Origin of the sequence: Corynebacterium mastitidis DSM 44356, assembly GCF_000375365.1 — a bacterium.
Taxonomy (GTDB): Bacteria; Actinomycetota; Actinomycetes; order Mycobacteriales; family Mycobacteriaceae; genus Corynebacterium; species Corynebacterium mastitidis.
This window is the reverse complement of the sequence record NZ_AQXB01000003.1, coordinates 241240-259755: the sequence shown is the minus strand read 5'-3', so window position 1 is coordinate 259755 and position 18516 is coordinate 241240. Positions and strand designations below refer to the sequence as shown.

20 protein-coding genes and 1 pseudogene are annotated in these 18516 nt (G+C 68.7%); 8 read left to right on the top strand and 13 right to left on the bottom strand.

The genetic code is table 11. The features are described from left to right. Positions 1–113 precede the first annotated feature (113 nt). A complete protein-coding gene (gene cspE, locus B140_RS0105290; RefSeq protein WP_018118309.1) occupies positions 114–317 on the bottom strand; it encodes a transcription antiterminator/RNA stability regulator CspE in 204 nt (67 codons plus the stop codon). A gap of 269 nt (positions 318–586) precedes the next feature. On the opposite strand from cspE, the gene B140_RS0105285 reads away from it, so the two are divergent. Further along, positions 587–2974 carry a DEAD/DEAH box helicase gene (locus B140_RS0105285; RefSeq protein ID WP_018118308.1) on the top strand — a complete coding sequence of 796 codons (2388 nt, stop codon included), beginning with the start codon at positions 587–589 and terminating at the stop codon, positions 2972–2974. A 45-nt stretch (positions 2975–3019) separates the two neighbouring features. Here B140_RS0105285 and B140_RS0105280 read toward each other — a convergent pair whose 3' ends face one another. The 3 genes from B140_RS0105280 to B140_RS0105270 are packed head-to-tail and all read right to left on the bottom strand — an operon-like array spanning position 3020 to position 3889. Beyond that, positions 3020–3358 carry an Rv3654c family TadE-like protein gene (locus B140_RS0105280; RefSeq protein WP_051069248.1) on the bottom strand — a complete coding sequence of 113 codons (339 nt, stop codon included), beginning with the start codon at positions 3356–3358 and terminating at the stop codon, positions 3020–3022. Positions 3359–3372: 14 nt separating this feature from the next. After that, on the bottom strand, positions 3373–3720 hold the full coding sequence (locus B140_RS0105275; RefSeq protein ID WP_051069247.1) for a hypothetical protein: 348 nt from the start codon (positions 3718–3720) through the stop codon (positions 3373–3375). After that, entirely contained in the window at positions 3695–3889 is a 195-nt protein-coding gene (locus B140_RS0105270) for a DUF4244 domain-containing protein (protein ID WP_026166021.1), read from the bottom strand. Before B140_RS0105270 ends, B140_RS0105275 begins: the two co-directional genes overlap by 26 nt. Positions 3890–4007: 118 nt before the next feature. Between B140_RS0105270 and B140_RS14320 the strand changes: the two are divergent. The 4 genes and pseudogenes from B140_RS14320 to B140_RS13300 all read left to right on the top strand — a co-directional run. Beyond that, positions 4008–4190, top strand: a pseudogene (locus B140_RS14320) (transposase); the annotation flags it as partial. A gap of 39 nt (positions 4191–4229) precedes the next feature. Beyond that, a complete protein-coding gene (locus B140_RS13310; protein ID WP_244874393.1) occupies positions 4230–4928 on the top strand; it encodes an IS1595 family transposase in 699 nt (232 codons plus the stop codon). A 168-nt stretch (positions 4929–5096) separates the two neighbouring features. Beyond that, positions 5097–6092: a Bpu10I family restriction endonuclease gene (locus B140_RS13305; protein WP_083912241.1), complete on the top strand. Its 996-nt coding sequence runs from the start codon at positions 5097–5099 to the stop codon at positions 6090–6092. A 35-nt stretch (positions 6093–6127) separates the two neighbouring features. Continuing rightward, a complete protein-coding gene (locus tag B140_RS13300) occupies positions 6128–7294 on the top strand; it encodes a DNA methyltransferase (protein ID WP_169332521.1) in 1167 nt (388 codons plus the stop codon). Positions 7295–7770: 476 nt separating this feature from the next. Here the strand turns inward: B140_RS13300 and B140_RS0105260 are convergent, their stop codons facing one another. From B140_RS0105260 to B140_RS14535, 5 genes are all read right to left on the bottom strand, one after another. Continuing rightward, complete coding sequence (locus B140_RS0105260) at positions 7771–8406, bottom strand: type II secretion system F family protein (protein ID WP_026166019.1); 636 nt, start codon at positions 8404–8406, stop codon at positions 7771–7773. After that, a complete protein-coding gene (locus tag B140_RS0105255) occupies positions 8403–9179 on the bottom strand; it encodes a hypothetical protein (protein WP_018118302.1) in 777 nt (258 codons plus the stop codon). The genes B140_RS0105260 and B140_RS0105255 overlap by 4 nt, the downstream gene beginning before the upstream one ends. Beyond that, the gene (locus B140_RS0105250) at positions 9173–10321 is read right to left on the bottom strand and encodes a TadA family conjugal transfer-associated ATPase (RefSeq protein ID WP_018118301.1); all 1149 of its coding nucleotides are present in this window, start codon (positions 10319–10321) and stop codon (positions 9173–9175) included. Before B140_RS0105250 ends, B140_RS0105255 begins: the two co-directional genes overlap by 7 nt. Beyond that, complete coding sequence (gene ssd, locus B140_RS0105245) at positions 10318–11373, bottom strand: septum site-determining protein Ssd (RefSeq protein ID WP_018118300.1); 1056 nt, start codon at positions 11371–11373, stop codon at positions 10318–10320. Before ssd ends, B140_RS0105250 begins: the two co-directional genes overlap by 4 nt. A 323-nt stretch (positions 11374–11696) precedes the next feature. Continuing rightward, complete coding sequence (locus B140_RS14535; RefSeq protein ID WP_018118299.1) at positions 11697–12383, bottom strand: hypothetical protein; 687 nt, start codon at positions 12381–12383, stop codon at positions 11697–11699. 100 nt (positions 12384–12483) lie between these two features. Between B140_RS14535 and B140_RS0105235 the strand changes: the two genes are divergently transcribed. Both B140_RS0105235 and B140_RS0105230 read left to right on the top strand, forming a co-directional pair. Further along, a complete protein-coding gene (locus tag B140_RS0105235) occupies positions 12484–12987 on the top strand; it encodes a phage holin family protein (protein ID WP_018118298.1) in 504 nt (167 codons plus the stop codon). Between the two features lie 108 nt (positions 12988–13095). Beyond that, complete coding sequence (locus B140_RS0105230; protein WP_018118297.1) at positions 13096–14031, top strand: alpha/beta fold hydrolase; 936 nt, start codon at positions 13096–13098, stop codon at positions 14029–14031. Positions 14032–14046: 15 nt separating this feature from the next. Here B140_RS0105230 and B140_RS0105225 read toward each other — a convergent pair whose 3' ends face one another. From B140_RS0105225 to nth, 4 genes are read right to left on the bottom strand one after another with little or no spacing between them, the layout of a single operon-like run. Beyond that, positions 14047–15225, bottom strand: a complete 1179-nt coding sequence (locus tag B140_RS0105225; protein ID WP_018118296.1) for a MarP family serine protease — start codon at positions 15223–15225, stop codon at positions 14047–14049. Positions 15226–15256: 31 nt separating this feature from the next. After that, positions 15257–15922 (bottom strand): NUDIX hydrolase, encoded by a 666-nt coding sequence (locus tag B140_RS0105220; protein ID WP_018118295.1) that lies wholly within the window; start codon positions 15920–15922, stop codon positions 15257–15259. Further along, positions 15919–16494 carry a TlpA disulfide reductase family protein gene (locus B140_RS0105215; RefSeq protein WP_026166016.1) on the bottom strand — a complete coding sequence of 192 codons (576 nt, stop codon included), beginning with the start codon at positions 16492–16494 and terminating at the stop codon, positions 15919–15921. The genes B140_RS0105220 and B140_RS0105215 overlap by 4 nt, the downstream gene beginning before the upstream one ends. Further along, positions 16491–17144 (bottom strand): endonuclease III, encoded by a 654-nt coding sequence (nth, locus tag B140_RS12030; protein ID WP_018118293.1) that lies wholly within the window; start codon positions 17142–17144, stop codon positions 16491–16493. The genes B140_RS0105215 and nth overlap by 4 nt, the downstream gene beginning before the upstream one ends. A gap of 378 nt (positions 17145–17522) precedes the next feature. Here nth and glxR point away from each other — a divergent pair, with 378 nt between their 5' ends. Continuing rightward, positions 17523–18206, top strand: a complete 684-nt coding sequence (gene glxR / locus B140_RS0105205) for a CRP-like cAMP-activated global transcriptional regulator GlxR (protein ID WP_026166015.1) — start codon at positions 17523–17525, stop codon at positions 18204–18206. Positions 18207–18516: the final 310 nt, after the last annotated feature.

Sequence of the window (18516 nt, the reverse complement as noted above, 5' to 3'; positions counted from 1 at the left end):
ACAGAAACCCAGCCCAGGATAATGGGCGTCGCCTCCGCACAACACACAAGGACCGCGGGGCCGGGCTATGAAACCCTACCCCGCGGCCCTTTCACCGCGCTGGCGTTCCCTCTTTAGAGAGCGCGCACCTGCTGAGCCTGGGGGCCCTTGGCGCCCTCGCCCACCTCGAACTCCACGCGCTGGTTCTCCTCCAGGGTGCGGAAGCCGTTGCCCTGGATCTCGGAGTAGTGAACAAAGACGTCGGCGGAGCCGTCCTCGGGGGCGATGAAGCCAAAGCCCTTCTCCGCGTTAAACCACTTAACAGTTCCCTGTGCCATGTTGTGCAACCTTCTCTTAAAAATTGATGCGATGCCGGAACGCTACCGAACCGGCAGGAAAGGGTCTCATCAAACCACCCAGCACCAGAGGCGTTCCTGGGCGCCCGCATGTTCATCTCCTGCGAGCGCCTACACACTGCGCACAGAAACTGCGACCACCTACGAGTGTGTCATGTTTTACGCTCCCGCGATAGTATCGGAGGGCTAGAACGGGAAAGTCCCAGGCCACGCCGCTACCGATTAACCTCAAAAGGGGGTAACCCATACCCATGGCGCCACCGTCACCCCTGGGGGCGGAACTCCTCGACGCGCTCCGCGCCGCCTTCCCGGATTCCCGCTGCACGCACTCCTCCACCATCCCGGCGCGCCCCGCCCGCTACGGCCCGTGGCCCTCGTGGGTGCTGCCCGAGCTGCGGGAGCACCTCGAGGGGGACGGGGTGCGCGCGCTCTACGCCCACCAGGTGGAGGCCGCCGAGGCCGCGCGGGCGGGCCACCACGTGGTCATGTCCACCGGCACCTCCTCCGGGAAGTCCCTGGGGTATCTGCTGCCCGTGCTCACCACCCTGGGCGAGGACCCCGCCGCCTGCGCCCTCTACCTCACCCCCACCAAGGCGCTCGGCTCCGATCAGCTCCACACCCTGCGCCGCCTCTGCGGCTCCATCGACGCCCTGCGCGGCGTCCACCCCTCCCCCTACGACGGCGACACCCCCGCCGAGGCGCGCTCCGGCATCCGCGACTCCTCCCGCCTGATCGTGAGCAACCCGGACATGCTGCACTCCTCCATGCTCGCCCACCACCCGCGCTGGGCCCGGCTGTGGCGGCGGCTGCGCTACGTGATCGTGGACGAATGCCACACCTACCGGGGCGTCTTTGGCGCCCACGTCGCGCTGGTGCTGCGCCGCCTGCGCCGCATCGCCGCCCACTACGGCTCGCGGCCCACCGTCATCCTGGCCTCCGCCACCTCGGCCGATCCCGCCCAACACGCACGGCGGCTCACCGGCCTGCCCGTGCGCGCCGTCACCCACGACGCCTCCCCCAGCGGGGCGCGCACCGTGGTGCTCTGGGAGCCCAGCTTCCTGCCCCGAGACGAGGCCGCCGGGGAAAACCACGCCCCCGTGCGCCGCGCCGCGACCTCCGAGGCTGCGGGGCTCATGGCCGCCCTCGTGGCCCAGGGCGCGCGCACCCTCACCTTCGTGCGCTCCCGCCGCGCCGCCGAGTCCGTGGCGATGCGCGCCGCCGAGGAGCTGGTGCTCATGGGCAAACCCCTGGCCGCGCGGCGGGTGCGCCCCTACCGCGCGGGCTACCTCGCGGAGGACCGCCGCGCGGTGGAGCGCCAGCTGGACTCCGGGAAGCTGCTGGGGGTGGCCACCACCAACGCCCTGGAGCTGGGCATCGACGTCGGCGGGCTCGACGCCGTGGTCACCGCGGGATTCCCCGGCACCGTGGCCTCCCTGTGGCAGCAGGCCGGGCGCGCCGGGAGGCGCGGCCAGGAGTCCACCGTGGTGCTCGTGGCCCGCGACGATCCGATGGACACCTACCTGGTGCACCACCCCGAGGCCCTGCTGGGCCGCCCCCTGGAGCGGTCCGTGTTCAACCCCCACAACCCGCACGTCCTGCGCGATCACCTCTACTGCGCCGCCGTGGAGCTGCCGCTGACCGACCGCGACGTCGAGGACTTCGAGGCGCAGGAGGTGGCCACGGAGCTGGAGCGCGAGGGCCTGCTGCGCCACCGCCCCCGCGGGTGGTTCGCCGTGGGCGATGACGCCGCCACGGCCCACGGCGCGCTGGGGCTGCGCGGGGAGCCCGGCGGGGACGTGCTCATCGCGGACGCCAGCGACGGCCGCCTCCTGGGCACCATCGACGCCCTGCGCGCCCCCGCCCAGGTGCACCCCGGCGCGATCTACCTGCATCAGGGCGAGACCTACATGGTCGAGGACCTGCTTCTCGACGACGCCGTGGCGCTGGTGCGCCCCACCGACGCCGACTACACCACCTTCGCCCGCACCACGACCACCGTGCGCGTCCTCGGGGACCCCGTGGCCCGCCACGACCTGGGAATGCTCCCGGACCCCTCAGCCGCCCCCGACTCCACCGCGCCCGGGGTGAGCCTGAGCGCGCTGGACGTGGAGGTGACCAGCCAGGTGGTGGGGTATGTGGTGCGCCGCCCCGACGGCACCCTGCTCGATACCGTGCCGCTGAGCATGCCCGCGCACTCCCTGACCACCCGCGCCGTGGCATACACCCTGGACCCGGCCCTGCTGGAGGGCATCGGGATACCTCCCGCCGAGCAGCCCGGCGCGCTGCACGCGGCGGAGCACGCCGCCATCGGCATGCTGCCCCTGCTGGCCACCTGCGACCGCTGGGACATCGGCGGCCTGTCCACCACCGAGCACCCCGATACCGGGCTGCCCACGGTGTTCGTCTACGACGGGCACCCCGGCGGCGCGGGGTTTGCCGACTGCGGCTTTGAGAACTTCGCCTCCTGGATCGCCGCGACCTTCGACGCCGTGCGCTCCTGCCCCTGCGAGGACGGGTGCCCCTCCTGCGTGCAGTCGCCCAAGTGCGGTAACGGCAACCAACCCTTAAGCAAGCGGGGCGCCGTTCGCCTCCTGGGCGCCCTGGTGCGCCTGACCGTGCGGCGGACGGAGGCCGACTAGCCGCCCCGCCCGGCTGCGCCGCGCCCGGGCGCCCGGCCCGGTTGCTCACAGCGGCCCGGCGCGCGCCATGGCCCGCCGCCCCCGCAGGGCGACCGTGACCACCACGTCCGCCGCCTCCCGGCGGCACTCCACCACCTCCGCCTCGTTATCGCGCGCGGCGCCCTCCGCGACGGCGCAGGCGTCCCCGCCCGCCCACGCGCGGTGCGCACCCGCCACGGCGGCCATGTCCGCGGCCACCTGGGCCCGGTGGTGCGCCAGGGTGTTCCCGGCGGCAAACATCGCCGTGGCCGCGATGCCCACCACACCGGCGCTGAGCACCGCCGCGACCACCGTGGCGTACCCCTCCTCTCCCGTTCGCCCCTCCCGGCGAGGGCCTCGCCCCATGCGTTCACCTCCCCCTACTGCGGCGTTCCCCCGGCCTCCACGGGGTAGACCGCCTGCGCGCGGCGCACACCGAAGGGGGCCGGTATCTCGGCCCGGGCGGTCACCTTACCGCCGGACTCGGTCACCTCCACCCGGCCCCGCGACGGGGACGCGGTGGCTCCGCCTATGGCGTGCTCCCGGGCGGCCGCCCCGGCGGTGTCCACCGCCGAGACCTGCGCGGCGACCGTGAGCACGCCCGCGATCACCAGCGCGAACACCCCGACGAGCGCCCCGATCCCCACGGCGGCCTCCACCGTCACCGAACCCCGATCACCGAGGCGCCGGCGCGCGATCTGCCTAGCGCGGCGCGTTGTTGAGGGCATCGGTGATGATCCCCTGGATCGCGTCGGAGACCGCCGAGCTGTTGACCACCGCGTACAGCACGGCAGCCAGCGCGGCGGCGGCCAGGGTGCCCATCGCGTACTCGATGGTGCTCAGTCCCTCCTCGCTGCGACCAATCCGTGCGCCCTCGCGCCCGATCCTTACCGCCATGTTCCGTAGAAAAAGCACGATGAAATGCATTGCGAGTATCCTTTCCTTTTTGCCTTACAGGTTTTATTTGGGACTTATATACTTGACTCACCACTAGCTGTTGAATAACCTTAGCTCCATGAAGCAGTTGAGTCTGATTGACTTGTTTGAGCGGTTCCCTAACCAAGAGGCAGCGCGGGTGTTCTTGGAGGCTCAGCGCTGGGGTGAGGATCGACTCCCGGACGCGTGTCCTGTGTGTGGGGTGGTGAGGACTCCGTATGTGCTTGAGTCTCGCCCTGGGTATTTCCGGTGTAGGGAGTCTGCGTGCCGGGCGGAGTTTACTGTGCGCACAGGGACGGTGATGGAGCGCTCTCATATTGGTTTGCATAAGTGGATTTTCGCGGTCTATCTGTTCGTATCCTCCCGTAAAGGGATAAGTTCGGTGCAGTTGGCTCACCAGATTGGTGTGACTCAGAAGTCTGCATGGTTCATGCTGCAACGCCTGCGCGCTGCGTGCGAAGCAGAAGCCCTTGATCTGTTTACAGGTGTGGTAGAAGCAGATGAAACTTATATTGGCGGCAAGGAACGCAACAAGCATGAGTCCAGGAAGAATCATGATGGTCGCGGGCCCAAGGGGAAAGCTGCTGTCGTGGGTGTACGCACCCGTGAAGGCAAGGTGACGGCCAAGCATCTACCGGATACGACTACTGCCACGATCATGGATTTTCTCACCAGCACCATTGACCGGGAGACAATCCTCTACAGTGATGAGCACCCCGCCTACCGAGGATGGGGCAACCACAGCAGCGTCAATCACTCCGCAAAACAGTTTGTCGATGGCATGATTCACACCAACGGCATTGAGTCGGTGTGGTCTGTGCTCAAACGCGGCATCGTAGGCGTGTACCATGTCGTGAGCATCACTCACCTTCAGCGTTACCTGGCGGAGTTTAGCTTCCGACTCTCCCGTTGCCGCATGAGCCTAGAACAACAGGTAGTCGATGCGCTGGCAGTAATGGTAGGAACAAGAATCACATACAAGCAGGTCATAGAAAAGTGAAGAGCATGAGCGGAAATACAAACGGGACAGACCCAGACCATGCTACGTGACACCAGAGTAACATCAGGAAAATTTTCTGCTGATAAGGTCCGTCAGGAGGGAGAAATACGTAATGAACGGCAGTAACGTGGCCGAATTCTATTTCAGTGCAGCGTCTGGAGGTAAGAAATGAAGCGAGACACATTGATCAAAGGCGATAGCGCTTTCGAAGAAACGATTCCCGTTCAGGAAGCTGCAGAGAAACGGTATCACCGCCCTACGCCGCATGGGGACAAGTTGCGCGAGCTCATCAACAACTCGAAACTTCCGAGTTCGGATTTACCGAGGGTCAAATCCCTCATCCAGCATTACAGCCGGTGGATTGAGGATATGTCCAGTTTGACTTCAGTGGGCGAAGCGAAGGTTCAGGAACTTGTAAAACTACTCAACACCTACAAGGAGAAGATCGAGGTCGATCTTATTTGGGACAGTAGCGAATCGTTCCTGTACCGACAAAAAGGGCAGCTGAAACTCGATAACTCGGTACTCGAAGAATGGTTCCCGTGGCTTGTTGACCCGGCGATCATGCCGGAACTGGACGACATCGACCTGGTGGTTGGGCCAGCTAAAGCGTTTGCGGCAACTCATTTCCGATCCGTTCTGACAGATAACACTGGACGACCAGGCTTGGTCGTCCGAAGCAAGGATCAAGACTTCACAATTGGACGACCGGCGTACATGAAAGCATCATTTAGCGCCACGTTTGACTCATCGGCTACTGATCAGGTAGCAACATACGTTGCCTACATCGCGGCGGAACTCAAAACAAACCTCGACAAGACGATGTTCCAGGAGGCTATGGCTACAAGTCATGATCTCACAGTTGCTGTACCCGGTTCGCACTATTTCTTGATCTGTGAGTACTTGGATATGACTCCTATCAGCTCTGCCGGAACGGATATCAACGAAGTTCTCATCTTGCGTGGTAAGAGAACGACATCTCAAAACCGGAAGAATTACGGCGACGCTCTATATCGACGAGAGAATCGTGCTGACTATGTGGCTCGTCTCCGGGAAGCTCCAGTGAGGTCGGATGTTGTCTTGCGATTCGTTCACAAGGTCCGAACGATCCTCCAGGATCAGACAGCTGACCTTTCAGAAGCAGTCAAACGAGGCTACTTCTGATGATAACAGCTAACGCTGATTTTTACTCTCAGATTATGTTCTCCTACGACAAGATTCCACAGAACCGTCTTGACATCGAGAATGGGCGACGTGTTAATTCACTTCCGTGGCGCGGGCAGTTCAGTCCTGAGTTGGTCGAGGCTCTCCTTGGGGCATATTCTGAAGACGGTTTGGTACTTGATCCTTTTTGCGGGAGCGGAACCACGTTAATCGAGTCGGCACGCCTGGGACTTCCGAGTCACGGAGTCGAGGTAAACCCGGCGGCCCAGATTCTTGCCAGCCTGTATCTTCTGGTCGGATTCGACCCGAGTATAAGAGAAGAGGCACTCAACGATGTAGTCTCGAGATTGGGTGACTGTGTTAATCGAGATGGTGACACTGCTGGCTTTCTAAATGCAGTAATGGAGTGCGAGGATCCATCAGAATCTCTCATCGCAAGGGCCTTGTTTCTCCTTACACTCAAGAATGGCGACGCGGTATCGAAGCGAAATTTTGATCGCGCACTAATAGTCATATCGAACTTAGTCAGAAGTCTGCCAGAGCTGGGACCCAAAATTTCTATTCAGCTGGGCGATTCGAGGTCAGTCTCGCTCCCTGATGGACAAGTGGGAACAATTCTGACCTCTCCTCCGTACGTAAATGTATTCAACTATCATCAAAATTATCGTAAGGCTGTTGAACTGCTTGGTCACCGGGTTTTACCGGCAGCGCGAGCTGAATTTGGGTCAAATAGAAAGCATCGTCAGAATCGTTTCCTCACCGTGATCCAGTATGCACAAGATATTGGTCTAGCCATACGTGAGGGCTTACGTGTTGTGAAAGACGGCGGTGTCTCAATATGGGTTGTTGGCCGCGAGTCCAGTGTTCGGGGGTCTGCTATTCCCAACTCAAGGATCGTGTACGAGATGGCGGTAGGGTCCGGTAATCTTGAACTGATTGGGAAACATGAACGCAAGTTCCGAAGCCGCTACGGCGCTCTTGTCTATGAAGATGTGCTCGTTTTCCGACATTTAGCTCATGAGGTCTCCTCGGCCGACGGGTTCAATCCGACGCTACTAGGGCGCGAAGTGGGCCGATCTGTCTTAGAAGATCTCACTGCAATCAACGAGATAACAGCGGCTGAGATTTCTAAGGCCATCAGTCATGCTGAGAAGGTAAATCCTTCCTCTGCTCCGGATTATAGGTGTCCCGCTAGTCGGTAGTAGGTAATCCATTGAGAAAAGTAACGCCGTTATAGCCGCCGGGGGCTTAACGCCGGAGACTTTTGCTAAATTCGTTGCCGACAGTGCCGATGGACTCCCCAGATACGTGACTGAGGGTCCGTTCGCTCTTTCGAGGCGCAAACAGAACAGTGCTGACAGACAGCTCAATGTCTTCACCACCGCCGAAGCGACCTCCGCCTTATGGTCCTTCCTCCAAGGGGACCTCTCCTCGTTCTTGTACACAGCCACCATTTGTAGTAAAATCCGACGCTCACACTCACGGGTATGTACCTCACCACTACGATCCCCACCTCATAAGCTCGCTGCGCTACCTCTACCACGGCGACCGTATCCCCGAATCGACAGAGTAGGAGAACGGCAAGTAGTTAAGGGGGAGTATCCGCTGAGCAAAGCTGTGTACACGACTATGACTTGCCAGTCATAGGTGACTCAAGTATATAAGTCCCTTTTATTTCCTACATAATTTCCCGGGCCACGCCGATGACCACGGGTGCCAGCCCCAGCAGGAAGAACGCCGGGAGAAAGCACAGCGTCAGGGGTACCGCGATGAGCACGCCCGCGCGCTCGGCGGTGGCCGTGGCCCGGTCCTCCCCCTGCTCGCGCAGGCGCTCGGCGATCTCCGCCGCAGCCTGGGCGAAGCGCGCCCCGCTGTGGTGGGAGTGGCACGCCAGGCGCGCCAGGTCCGCCATGCCGGGCACGGGTGCGGCGTCGCGCCACGCCCGCTCCGGCGGCACGCCCATCGCAAGGAGGCAGGCGACGCTGCGCCACGCCTCCCGGGCGCTAGCCCGCCCGCACCGGGACACCACGGCGGCGGCCTGCGCGCACCGGGACACCACGGCGGCGGCCTGCGCGGGGTTTAATCCCCCGGCGACGCAGGCGGCGTACAGGTCGATGTCCCTGGCCGCCTCCTCCGGGGTGCCCCCGGGCCCCGCCGGGAATCGCCGCCGCAGCCTCCCCGTCACGCGGCGCAGCGCCGCCGCGCCCGGGCCGTCGCGGGGGCGGGTGGCGGCCCGCTGGGCGTGCAGCCGATCCGTGCGAACGCCCAGCGGGGCGATGAGCAGCGCGAGCGCCGCGAGCACCAGGGTCATCATCGCTGCCCTCCCGCGCGCTCGATGAGCCAGTACGACCACAGCGCTCCCAGCGAGATCAGGGCCGTGCCGGAGAGCAGCAGCACCCCGCCGAGCCCGCCCCCGAGCAGCAGGGCCACGGGCCGGGCTCCCATCGCCGTGCCCAGGGCCACCCCCGCCAGGGGCAGGAGGCTGAGCACCACCGCCGCGGACTGCGGCCCCACCAGGCGCGCCCGGGTGGCGCAGCGATGCCGCATGGCCCGCTCCGTGGCGGCGCGCAGGTGCTCCAGCAAGGGGACCGGGGAGACGCCCCGGTCCTGGGCGGCCTCCCACAGCCGATGCAGCACCGCGAGCTCGGGCACCAGGCGCACGGACCCCGGCGTGGGCTCCATCCCCGCCGCCACGGCCCGCAGGCCCGCCCGCACCTCGGCCTCCAGGCGCTCCTCGCGGCGCGCGGCGTCCCGCAGCGCCGGGGCGGGTTGCGCCCCGCTGCGAAGCTGGTGGAGCACGAGGCCCATCACGTCCACAACACAGCGCCGCTGCCGCTGCGCGCGCCTGTCGCGCAGCCGCGCGCGCACGATGACCCACGAGGCCCCCGCCACCATTGCCACGGAGAGCGCCACGCTCGGGGGCACCACGCCGCCGACCACCACGGCCAGCGCCGCCGCCCCGGGGATAACCCACCGCGCGGCCAACCAGCGCGGGCGGGACCGCCCTACCGCCGCCACGCGCCCGTCGGGCGAAGGTGCGCAGACGAGCAGCGCCCCGCCGAGGCCCGCAAGAAAGTGCGCTACCATCCCACGGCCTCCTCCACGGCGGAGCGCTCGGGCACCCGAGCGCCCGCCCGCCACAGCTCGCGCACCCGGATCAGCCCGGAGGGCGCCTGCTCCACCGCTCCGATCTGGGAGAGCACCCGCCCGCCGCCCGCGCCCTTGCGCATGGCGAGCACCATCTTCACCGCCGCGGCGCACTGGCTGTGCGCCGCCTGCCTGCCCAGCCCGCCCAGCGCGGCCAGGGCCTCGACGCGCGCCGGGACCTCCGCCAGGGAGTTCGCGTGCAGCGTCCCCGCCCCGCCCTCGTGCCCGGTGTTGAGCGCGGAAAACAGGTCCGCGATCTCCGCGCCCCGGATCTCCCCCACCACGATCCGGTCCGGACGCATGCGCAGCCCCTGGCGCACCAGGTCCGCCAGCGTGATCCGGCCGCGCCCCTCGACGTTATCCCCGCGCGCCACCAGGCTCAGCACGTGCGGGTGCCGGGGTGCTAGCTCGGCGGTGTCCTCGATGCACAACAGCCTCTCCTCGGCGGGCACCTCCGCGAGCAGGGCGGACAGCAGGGTTGTCTTGCCCGACCCCGTCCCGCCCACCACCAGGTAGGCCCAGCGGCGGCGCACCATCAGCCGCAGGATCTCCGCCGCCTCCGGCGGCAGCGTCTGGGCCTCGATCAGCTGCCCCACGCTCAGCCGCGCCTGGCGCAGCACCCGCAGGCTCAGACACGTTCCCCCGCACGCGGGCGGGCTGAGCACCGCGTGGAAGCGGATGCTGGTGCCGTCGGCGCGGGCCAGGCGGCCGTCGGCAAAGGGCTGCGCGTCATCCAGCCGAGCCCCCGCCCCCACGGCCAGGCGGGCAGCCAGGCGGCGCACGGCGGCGTCGTCCTCAAAGCGCACGGCCGCCCGCTCCATGCCGCGCCCGCGATCAAACCACACGGAGCGCGGGCCGTTGACCACCACGTCCGTGACCCCCGGGATCGCCACCACCTGCTCCAGCACGCCCACGCCCTCGGCGTCGTCCCGCAGCCGCCGCAGCACCTCCAGCACGTCCACGTCGCTGATCACCCCCGCCTCCGCGCGCACCACGGCGGCCAGCTCCGAGGGGCCCACGTCCCCGCCCCGTTCGACGACCCGCCGCTGCACCCGCTCGATGATCTCCTCTCGCGGAGTCATCGCAGGATCTTTCCGGCCACGGCGCGCAGCGCCTTGGGCAACCGCGCGGGCACACCGCGCAGCTCCGTGGCCTTGGCCAGCCCCGCGATGGTGGGCAGCTCCGCCACCACGCCCAGCTCGCTCAGCCGCTGCACGTCCTCCACGCTCAGGCTCGACCACTGCCGGTGCCGCACCACCAGCCCGGCCGGAACGCCCCCGGCGCGCAGGCGCGCGGCAAGGGTGGCGGCCCGCGCCCCTGCGCGTACCTCGGCGGGGCACAGCAGCACCACCTCGTCGCAGGAACGCGCGCCCTCCTCCGCCGCCTCGCCCCCAGCGGGCAGATCCACCACGGCGGACAGCCGCCCGCGCCGCACCGCCTCCAGGGCGCCGCACAGGTCCGCCCCGCCGAGCCGGTAGCCCTCGTCCACGCCTCCCCGCGCGGCGGAGAGCACCGATACCCCCTCACTCTCGGGCAGCGCCGCGACCATATCCTCTACGTCCACGGCCCCCTCCGCCATGCGCACGTCCGGCCAGCGGGCGCCGGGGGCGTCCTCGCACCCCAGGAGCAGGTCCAGGCCGCCGGAGGCGTCCACGGCGTCCACCAGCACCGACCGGCCCTGCCGCGCCATCCGGCGGGCCACCGCGACGGCCAGCGTGGACGCCCCCGCGCCGCCCACGGCCCCCATCACCCCGATGATCCTGCCGGATGCGGCCGGTGCGGGGCTGCCCGCCCGCGCCGCGTGCCCAAGGGCGCGCAGGAGGTCCGCGGCCTGGGCCGGGATCACGAACCCGCGCTCGGCGCGGCACTCCACCACGGCCGCATGGGGGACGGGGCCGGGGTCCTGGCCCACGAGGTACACCGCCGGGCCGCCGTGGGGAGGGGGCGGCGGAAGCAACGGACGCGCCCGGTCGTCCACGATCACGGCCGTGGCACGCGCATAGCAGCGGGCGATCTCGGCGGGATCGGTGCTATCGGCCACGCGCATGCCGCTGGCCACGGCGATGTGAAGCGCCTCCGGATGCAGCCCGGGGTGGGCGACGACGAGCAGGATGAGAAAGTCACGAGGATTCATGCCGCCCAGTGTGCGGGGTGACGCCACCGCTGCCCACCGGCCCTCCGCGAGGCTGTGCATAACTGCCTACCCGGATGACGCGCCCGGGCATATCTGTGGATAAACCGCCACCGCGCCGCTCGCACATGGTAATGGCGCGACCTGGCCACGGCGGGAAAACGGACCCCGGACATAAGGGACGGCCCGCGCCTCGGGGGGGGTGTGCGCGGGCCGTCAAGTAACCCGGTCTCGGGGGGCGGACCGGGGCAGGCCACACAGTATATCGGGGCCTTGCACAAGCGAGTATGCCATACCGAGAAAAAAATAGCAAGAGGCCCGGCGCGTCACGCGGCATCCGCGATGGCGCCGGCCTCCCGCGCGCCGTCGATCCAGGCGCACAGCAGCAGCTCTACCAGCGCCGATACCCCCTCCGGCGCGCCCGATGCGTAACCGTCCAGCGCCGCCCGATACCCCGCCCTATGCCGATACAGATACGGCTCCGGCACCGCCAGCCCCCTCGGGTCCAGCCCGCTGGCCATCGCGGCCACCCGGGCGGCCACCCGCGCCACCGCCCCGCTGCGCGGCCCGAACAGCCCCCGAGCCGCGATCTCCGCGTGCACCACCTGCGGCACCAGGGCGTCGTCCCCGCCCGCCCTCGCCGCCTCCCCGAGCAGCCGCAGGCGCCCCGAGGCCCCCTCTCCCGGCAGCCCGGTTCCCCCCGCCAGCACGTCCAGGCGGGCCAGCACCTGCAACGGCGCCCGCGCCCAGGTGCGCACCGTCGCCTCCACGCTCCCCGGCGCGAGCACCGCATAGGGCCCCACTCCCCCCTCCAGGACCCGCGCCCCGGAGACCGGGCCATCGACGGGGGCGTCGATCAGCGCGCCGCTGCGGGCCCCGCGCAGCGCCGACTCCGAGGCCGTGACCTCGAAGCGACGCAGGCTCGCGGGGTGGTGATGCACCGCCGCGATGTCCCCGGCGGCGCGCCGGGCCAGGGGGTCGATCTCACCGAGGCGGCGAAGCCCATCAAACATAGCGACCAGCCTATAACGGCACGATAGGATGGGCGCGACCCCTACCGTCTACACTGTTGTAGAAGCGAAGAATGACGCACGCTCCTGGGAGGAAGATAAAGTGAGCAACAAAGACGGATTTTTTACTGACGGCACGAGCGACTTCACGCCCAAGGCGAACGCCATCCCGCTCAGCGACGTGGACGCCTCCAACGGGCAGCAGTCCATCGGCACGCTGGTGAGCAACGCCACCGCGCAGATGTCGAGCCTCTTCCGCTCCGAGCTGGAGCTGGCCAAGACCGAGCTGACCTCCGAGGTCAAGAAGGGCGCCGTGGGCGGCGGCCTCTTCGGCGCCGCCGGCACCATCGCCCTCTACAGCACCTTCTTCTTCTTCATGTTCCTGGCGGCGCTGCTGAGCCTCTGGCTGCCCGCCTGGGCCTCCCTGCTCATCGTTTTCCTCGTGATGCTGCTCACCGCGGGCGTGCTCGCCCTCGTGGGCCTGAAGAAGGTCAAGAGCCTGGGCGCCCCGCAAAAGACCATCGACTCTGTCTCCGAGCTGAAGAACCTCGTCCCGGGCTCCGCGCAGAAGAAGATCGAGGCCAAAGACCGAGGGATGTACAGCTAGGCACGCGCTTTTCGCTCCTCCTCCCCGCCTCCCGACGCGCCGCCGCGCGCGCCGGGAGGTTTCCCACGACCATATCCCCCTCGTGCCCCGCGCTATCCAAGGAGGCTCATGGCCACGGAAGATCCCCTCTCCCCCAGCGTCGTAGAGCTTGACGGGCCGTTTCGCCACGATCTCCTCTACACCCGGGGGATACGCCTCCACGTAGCCCAGGCGGGCTCCCCCCACGACCCCCTCGTGCTGCTGCTGCACGGCAGCTTCGGCGGGTGGTTCGACTACAAGGACGTCCTCTCCCCCCTGGCCGAGGCGGGATACCACGTGGCCGCCGCGGACATGCGCGGCTACGGCATGTCCGATAAGCCCCCCACGGGCTTTGGCTACGGCATCCGCTCCGCCGTGGGCGACGTCACCGGGCTCATCCGCGCCCTGGGGCACTCCTCCGCGATACTCGTGGGCACCGACACCGGCGGCGCCGTCGCCTGGTGCACCGCCGCCGCAGCGCCCGAGCGGGTTGACGCCCTGATCGCCGTGGCCGCCGCGCACCCCACGGACCTGCGTCGCGCCATGTCCAGCCGCCCCTGGCTCCACCCCATGACCTTCCTGCGCAAGGGCCTCAGCCGCCTGCCGCTGCGCCTGCTGCTACAGCGCGACTCCTTCTTCCGCTGGCACCTGCGCGCCTCCACGGACGCCGCCTTCCACCGCAGCCCGCGCTTCGAGGAGACCCTGGGGCTGCGACTGACGGCGCTCCGCATCGGCTCCACGCTGGCCGCCCGGCGCCGCAACAACCGGCTGCTCACCTCCCCCGTGCCCACAAAGTGGCTGGGGCTCAAGATCAGCGCCCCCACCCTCATGCTCACCCCGCACCGCCCCCTCTGGATCCACCTGGGCCGCCGCGCCACCCAGCGCCTCACCCCGGAGGCCCAGCGGCGCAGCCGCCGCACCCACGTCCCCGGAGCCAAGAACCTACCGAGCGTGGAGGCCCCCGAGGCCCTGGTGCGCGCCATCTGCGGCTTCCTGCGCGAGGAGTCGGACCCGCCCCGGGGCTAGAAGCCCCGACCCCGCCTAGCGGGCCACGCAGGCCCCCGTGTCCACCGGCTGCGTGAGCGCCGCGAGGTCCCCGACGCGCCCCTGCACCTCCCGGGCGGTGAGCGCGTAGCCCGTGTCCGACTGATCCACCGAGGCGCCAAAGATAACCCCCAAGACCGCGCCCTGCTCGTCAAGCAGCGGGCCGCCGGAGTTGCCCTCCCGCACGGAGCCGCGCAGGGTGTAGGCCTCCCGGTTGAAGCGGCCCGAGGCGTAAATATCGGGCCCCGCGATGGTCAGCGCCTCGCGCACGCGGGCCGGGGCGGCCTCGAAGGGGCCGGACTCGGGGAAGCCCATCACCATCGCGTCCTGGCCGGTCTGCGCCGTGCCCTCCGCCCAGCGCAGCGGCTCGATACCCAGGCCGGGGCTGTGCAGCACCGCGATGTCCAGCTCGGGGTCGTAGAACACCACCTGGGAATCCAGCACGCCCAGGGTGGTGTCCAGGCGCACCTGCTGCGTGCCCGCCACCACGTGCGCGTTGGTGATGACGTAGTCCGGGGCGGCCACGAAGCCGGAGCCCATGAGCCTGCGGCGGCAGCCCGGGGCCTCGCCCATCACGTGCACCACGCTGGGGCGCAGCCGCTCCACCAGCGCCGCGTCCTCCACCTGCGCCTTCGGGGGCTCCACCTCGGGCGCGGCGCCCTGGCCAAAGGGGGAGATCAGCGGCGGCAGGCCGGTATCGGACAGCAGCGCGGAGATGCGCGCGGGCAGCCCCGCGGCGGAGTCCGGCATCACGCGGTCCACCGCCCGCAGCACGCGCGAGCCGTGAATGCCCGCCGCCATCTGGCCGCCCAGGCCTGTGGCCGCCGGGATGGAAACCAGCCACACCACCACCAGCATCACGATCACCTGAAAGAGCGCCCCCAGGGCGGAGTCCGCCTTGACCGAGGAGCGCCTCCTCATGCCGCCACGCAGGGCGGAACCGATCAGGCCGCCCACCAAGTTGCCCAGGGCCACCAGGAGCAGCAGCACCCCCACCGCCAGGAGAAAGCGCAGCCCCACCGAGTCCACCAGCGGCATCACCAGGGGCATCACGCCCGCCCCGGCGATCAGCCCGGAGAGCACCCCCACGGCGGAGAGAAAAGAGGCCACCCCGCCCTGGCGCCAGCCGCTCAAGAGCGCGAGCAGGCAGCCGAAGGCCACCAGCACATCCACCATCACACCGGGATTCACTTGAAAAACGAACCTTTCATCTCTCGTTATTCCGCGACGCGGCCAGGGCCTCCCTCAGGTCCACCACGCGGTCCCGCGCCCAGGGGCGCTCCCACCCGGCGGCCTCGATGAGGCCCGCCAACAGCGCGCCGGTAAAGCCCCACACCAGGTAGCCGTGGCTGCGGAAGGCCGGACCCGACCATCCCCGCCACCCCACGGTGAGGCGCCGCGCGGGGTCGATCAGCTCCGCCAGGGGGGCGTCGAACACGTCGTCCGTCTCCTCCGGGCTCGCGGGATAAGCCTCCCCAGAATAATCCCGATAGGCCAGGACCGGATGCACCGCCGAGCCGCTGACGCGCACGCTGGTGGGCGGCAGCGTGGCCAGGGGCGTGACCGCCGCGCTGTCCAGTCCGGTCTCCTCCCATGCCTCGCGCAGGGCGGCCGCCACGGGCCCGGCGTCGCCCGGGTCGATGTGCCCGCCGGGGAAGGCCACCTGGCCAGCGTGGGAGCGCATGGTGGGGGCACGGTGGGTGAGCAGCACGGCGGCGTCGGGCGGCGGGGCCTCGGCCCCAGGGTCTCCCGAGAGCGCCATGAGCACGGCGGCCTCCCGACGCCCCCGCGCGCCACGCACCGCGCGGCCCGGGGTGGGCACCGCGCCCTCCCGGGCCCGGCGGGTCAGTGGAACCAGCCAGGGAGGGATCATGCGGCGGCCTCCCGGACGTCGCGCTCCAGCTCCTCCATGTCCGCGTAGGGCTTGGGCAGCACCGACCGCACCTCCCCGTCCACCACCACGAGGGTCACCGGCACCACGCCGGGCAGGCTCAGGGCGGCGGCAAACGCGTTATCCGAATCCTGGAAGCTGGGCAGGTCCAGCCCCAGGTCCTCTAGCAGGGCGGCCCCGCGCGCGGCCTGCGGGTCCGCATGGACGCCCACCACCCGATACTCCGGGTGCTCGGCGGCGAGGCGCTGCATCAGCGGCAGCTCCTCGCGGCAGGGGGCGCACCACCACGCCCACACGTTGACCACCGTCACGGCGCCGTCGCTGAGCTCCCGGGGGGCGTCGGCCGCCGCCTCGGCGCCCAGGCAGTCCAGCTCCACCCCGGCCACCCCCAGGGCGGCGCAGCCGGGGCGCTCCGGCACCGGTTCCTGCCGCGCTTGCTCCTCCGGGCGCTCACCGCCGGGGTTCTCCCCGCCCAGCATTCCCGGCACCACCGCGATCAGCAGGGCCGCCACGGCCACCACGGCCAGGAGGTAGCCCATCGTGTGCTTGTTCATCTACGGCCCCCCTCGACGGGCACAGACGGGCACAGACGGGCCACCGGGCACTGCGCGCACAGCGGCGTGCGCGCCTTGCACACCTGGCGGCCGTGGAAGATCATGCGGTGGGAGAACATCGTCCACTCCGGGCGCTCGATCAGGGCGGCGAGGTCGCGCTCCACCTTTACCGGGTCCTTGTGCTCACTGAGGCCCAGGCGGCGCGCCAGCCGCCCCACGTGCGTGTCCACCGCGATGCCCGGCACGCCGAAGGCGTTGCCCCGCACCACCAGCGCGGTCTTTCTGCCCACGCCCGGCAGGCTCACCAGGTCGTCCATGCCCCGGGGCACCTCCCCGCCGAAGCGCGCCACCAGGGCCTGCCCCATGCCCACCAGGTTGCGCGCCTTGGAGCGGTAGAGGCCGGTGGTGCGAATGTACTCCGCGACCTCCGACTCGTCCGCCCGGGCGTAATCCTCCGCGCTGCGCCAGCGGCGAAACAGCGCCGGGGTGACCTTGTTGACCCGCTCGTCCGTGCACTGCGCCGAGAGCACCGTGGCCACCGTGAGTTCCAGGGGGTTGGAGTACACCAGCTCGCAGCGGGCGTCGGGATAGGCCCGCGCCAGCTCCCGATTAATGCGGCGCGCGCGGCGCACGAGGGCGAGATCGGACATGCTTTCCAGTGTGCCATTTTCCTCCCCCTAAACGTATTTGCGCTCGCTCACCCACACTGCCCTGCCGGTTCCAAGCCACCACCCCCGGTTAGTTATAGACCATTTACGAACTCCTATAGACTCCAGTTAGCGGGTCACAGCCCGGCACCATCGGGAGCCCGTCGAGTCGCGCACGCCGTGCGAGGAACGCCAAGTCCCTTGTACAGTGGGTGCTGGTTCACAATTTCACGTTAATGCGCAGATCCAATCCGGGATAAACACTATCAGCGCGAGTACACCAGGCGGGCGTACTCCGCCTGCTAGCCGCCCAGGGCCACCGTCCTGGGCGTGGAGGAACAAGGTCCGGAGTTCTGCGTCCGCACCTTGAATGGAGAAACTGTGGAAGTTGTACAAGACATTCTTTCCCGAGCCGGAATCTTTCAGGGGGTAGACCCCACGGCCGTCAACAACCTCATCCAGGAGATGGAGACGGCCCGCTTCACCCGAGGCTCCACCATCTTCAACGAGGGCGAGCCCGGCGACCGCCTCTACATCATCACCTCCGGCAAGGTGAAGCTCTCCCGGCACTCCCCGGACGGCCGCGAGAACCTCCTCACCATCATGGGCCCCTCCGACATGTTCGGCGAGCTGTCCATCTTCGACCCCGGTCCCCGCACCTCCTCCGCCGTGTGCGTCACCGAGGTCCACACCGCCACCATGGACGCCGCCATGCTGCGCCAGTGGGTGGACGAGCACCCCGAGATCGCTCAGCAGCTCCTCCGCGTCCTCGCGCGCCGCCTGCGCCGCACCAACGCCTCGCTGGCCGACCTCATCTTCACCGACGTGCCCGGCCGCGTGGCCAAGACCCTCCTCCAGCTCGCCAACCGCTTTGGCACCCAGGAGGGCGGCGCGCTGCGCGTCAACCATGACCTCACCCAGGAGGAGATCGCCCAGCTCGTGGGCGCCTCCCGCGAGACCGTGAACAAGGCCCTGGCCACCTTCGCTCACCGCGGCTGGATTCGACTGGAGGGCAAGTCCGTGCTCATCGTGGACACCGAGCACCTGGCCCGCCGCGCTCGCTAAACCCACTCCCGTTTCTCCTTGAGCCTCCCCGGCGCCCCGCGCGCCCAGGGGAGGCTTTTTCGCGTCGGGTTTTGCCGTCTCTCCGCGCCGCGACCTCGGCCACGGCGCGCTCCGGCGGCGCGCCAAGGGGTGCCATCGGCGGGTCTCGACGCCCGCCCCGGGCCCCAGTGGCACCCCTAAGGCCGCGCGAGGGACGAACGGCACGAGGAGAAGGCGTTCGAGTTGAACACGAGGCGCGCCGGAAACCGACCCGGCCCCGACCCGGGGCGCGGCGCCAAGGGGTGCCACCTCGCGCCCCACGAGCTTCCCC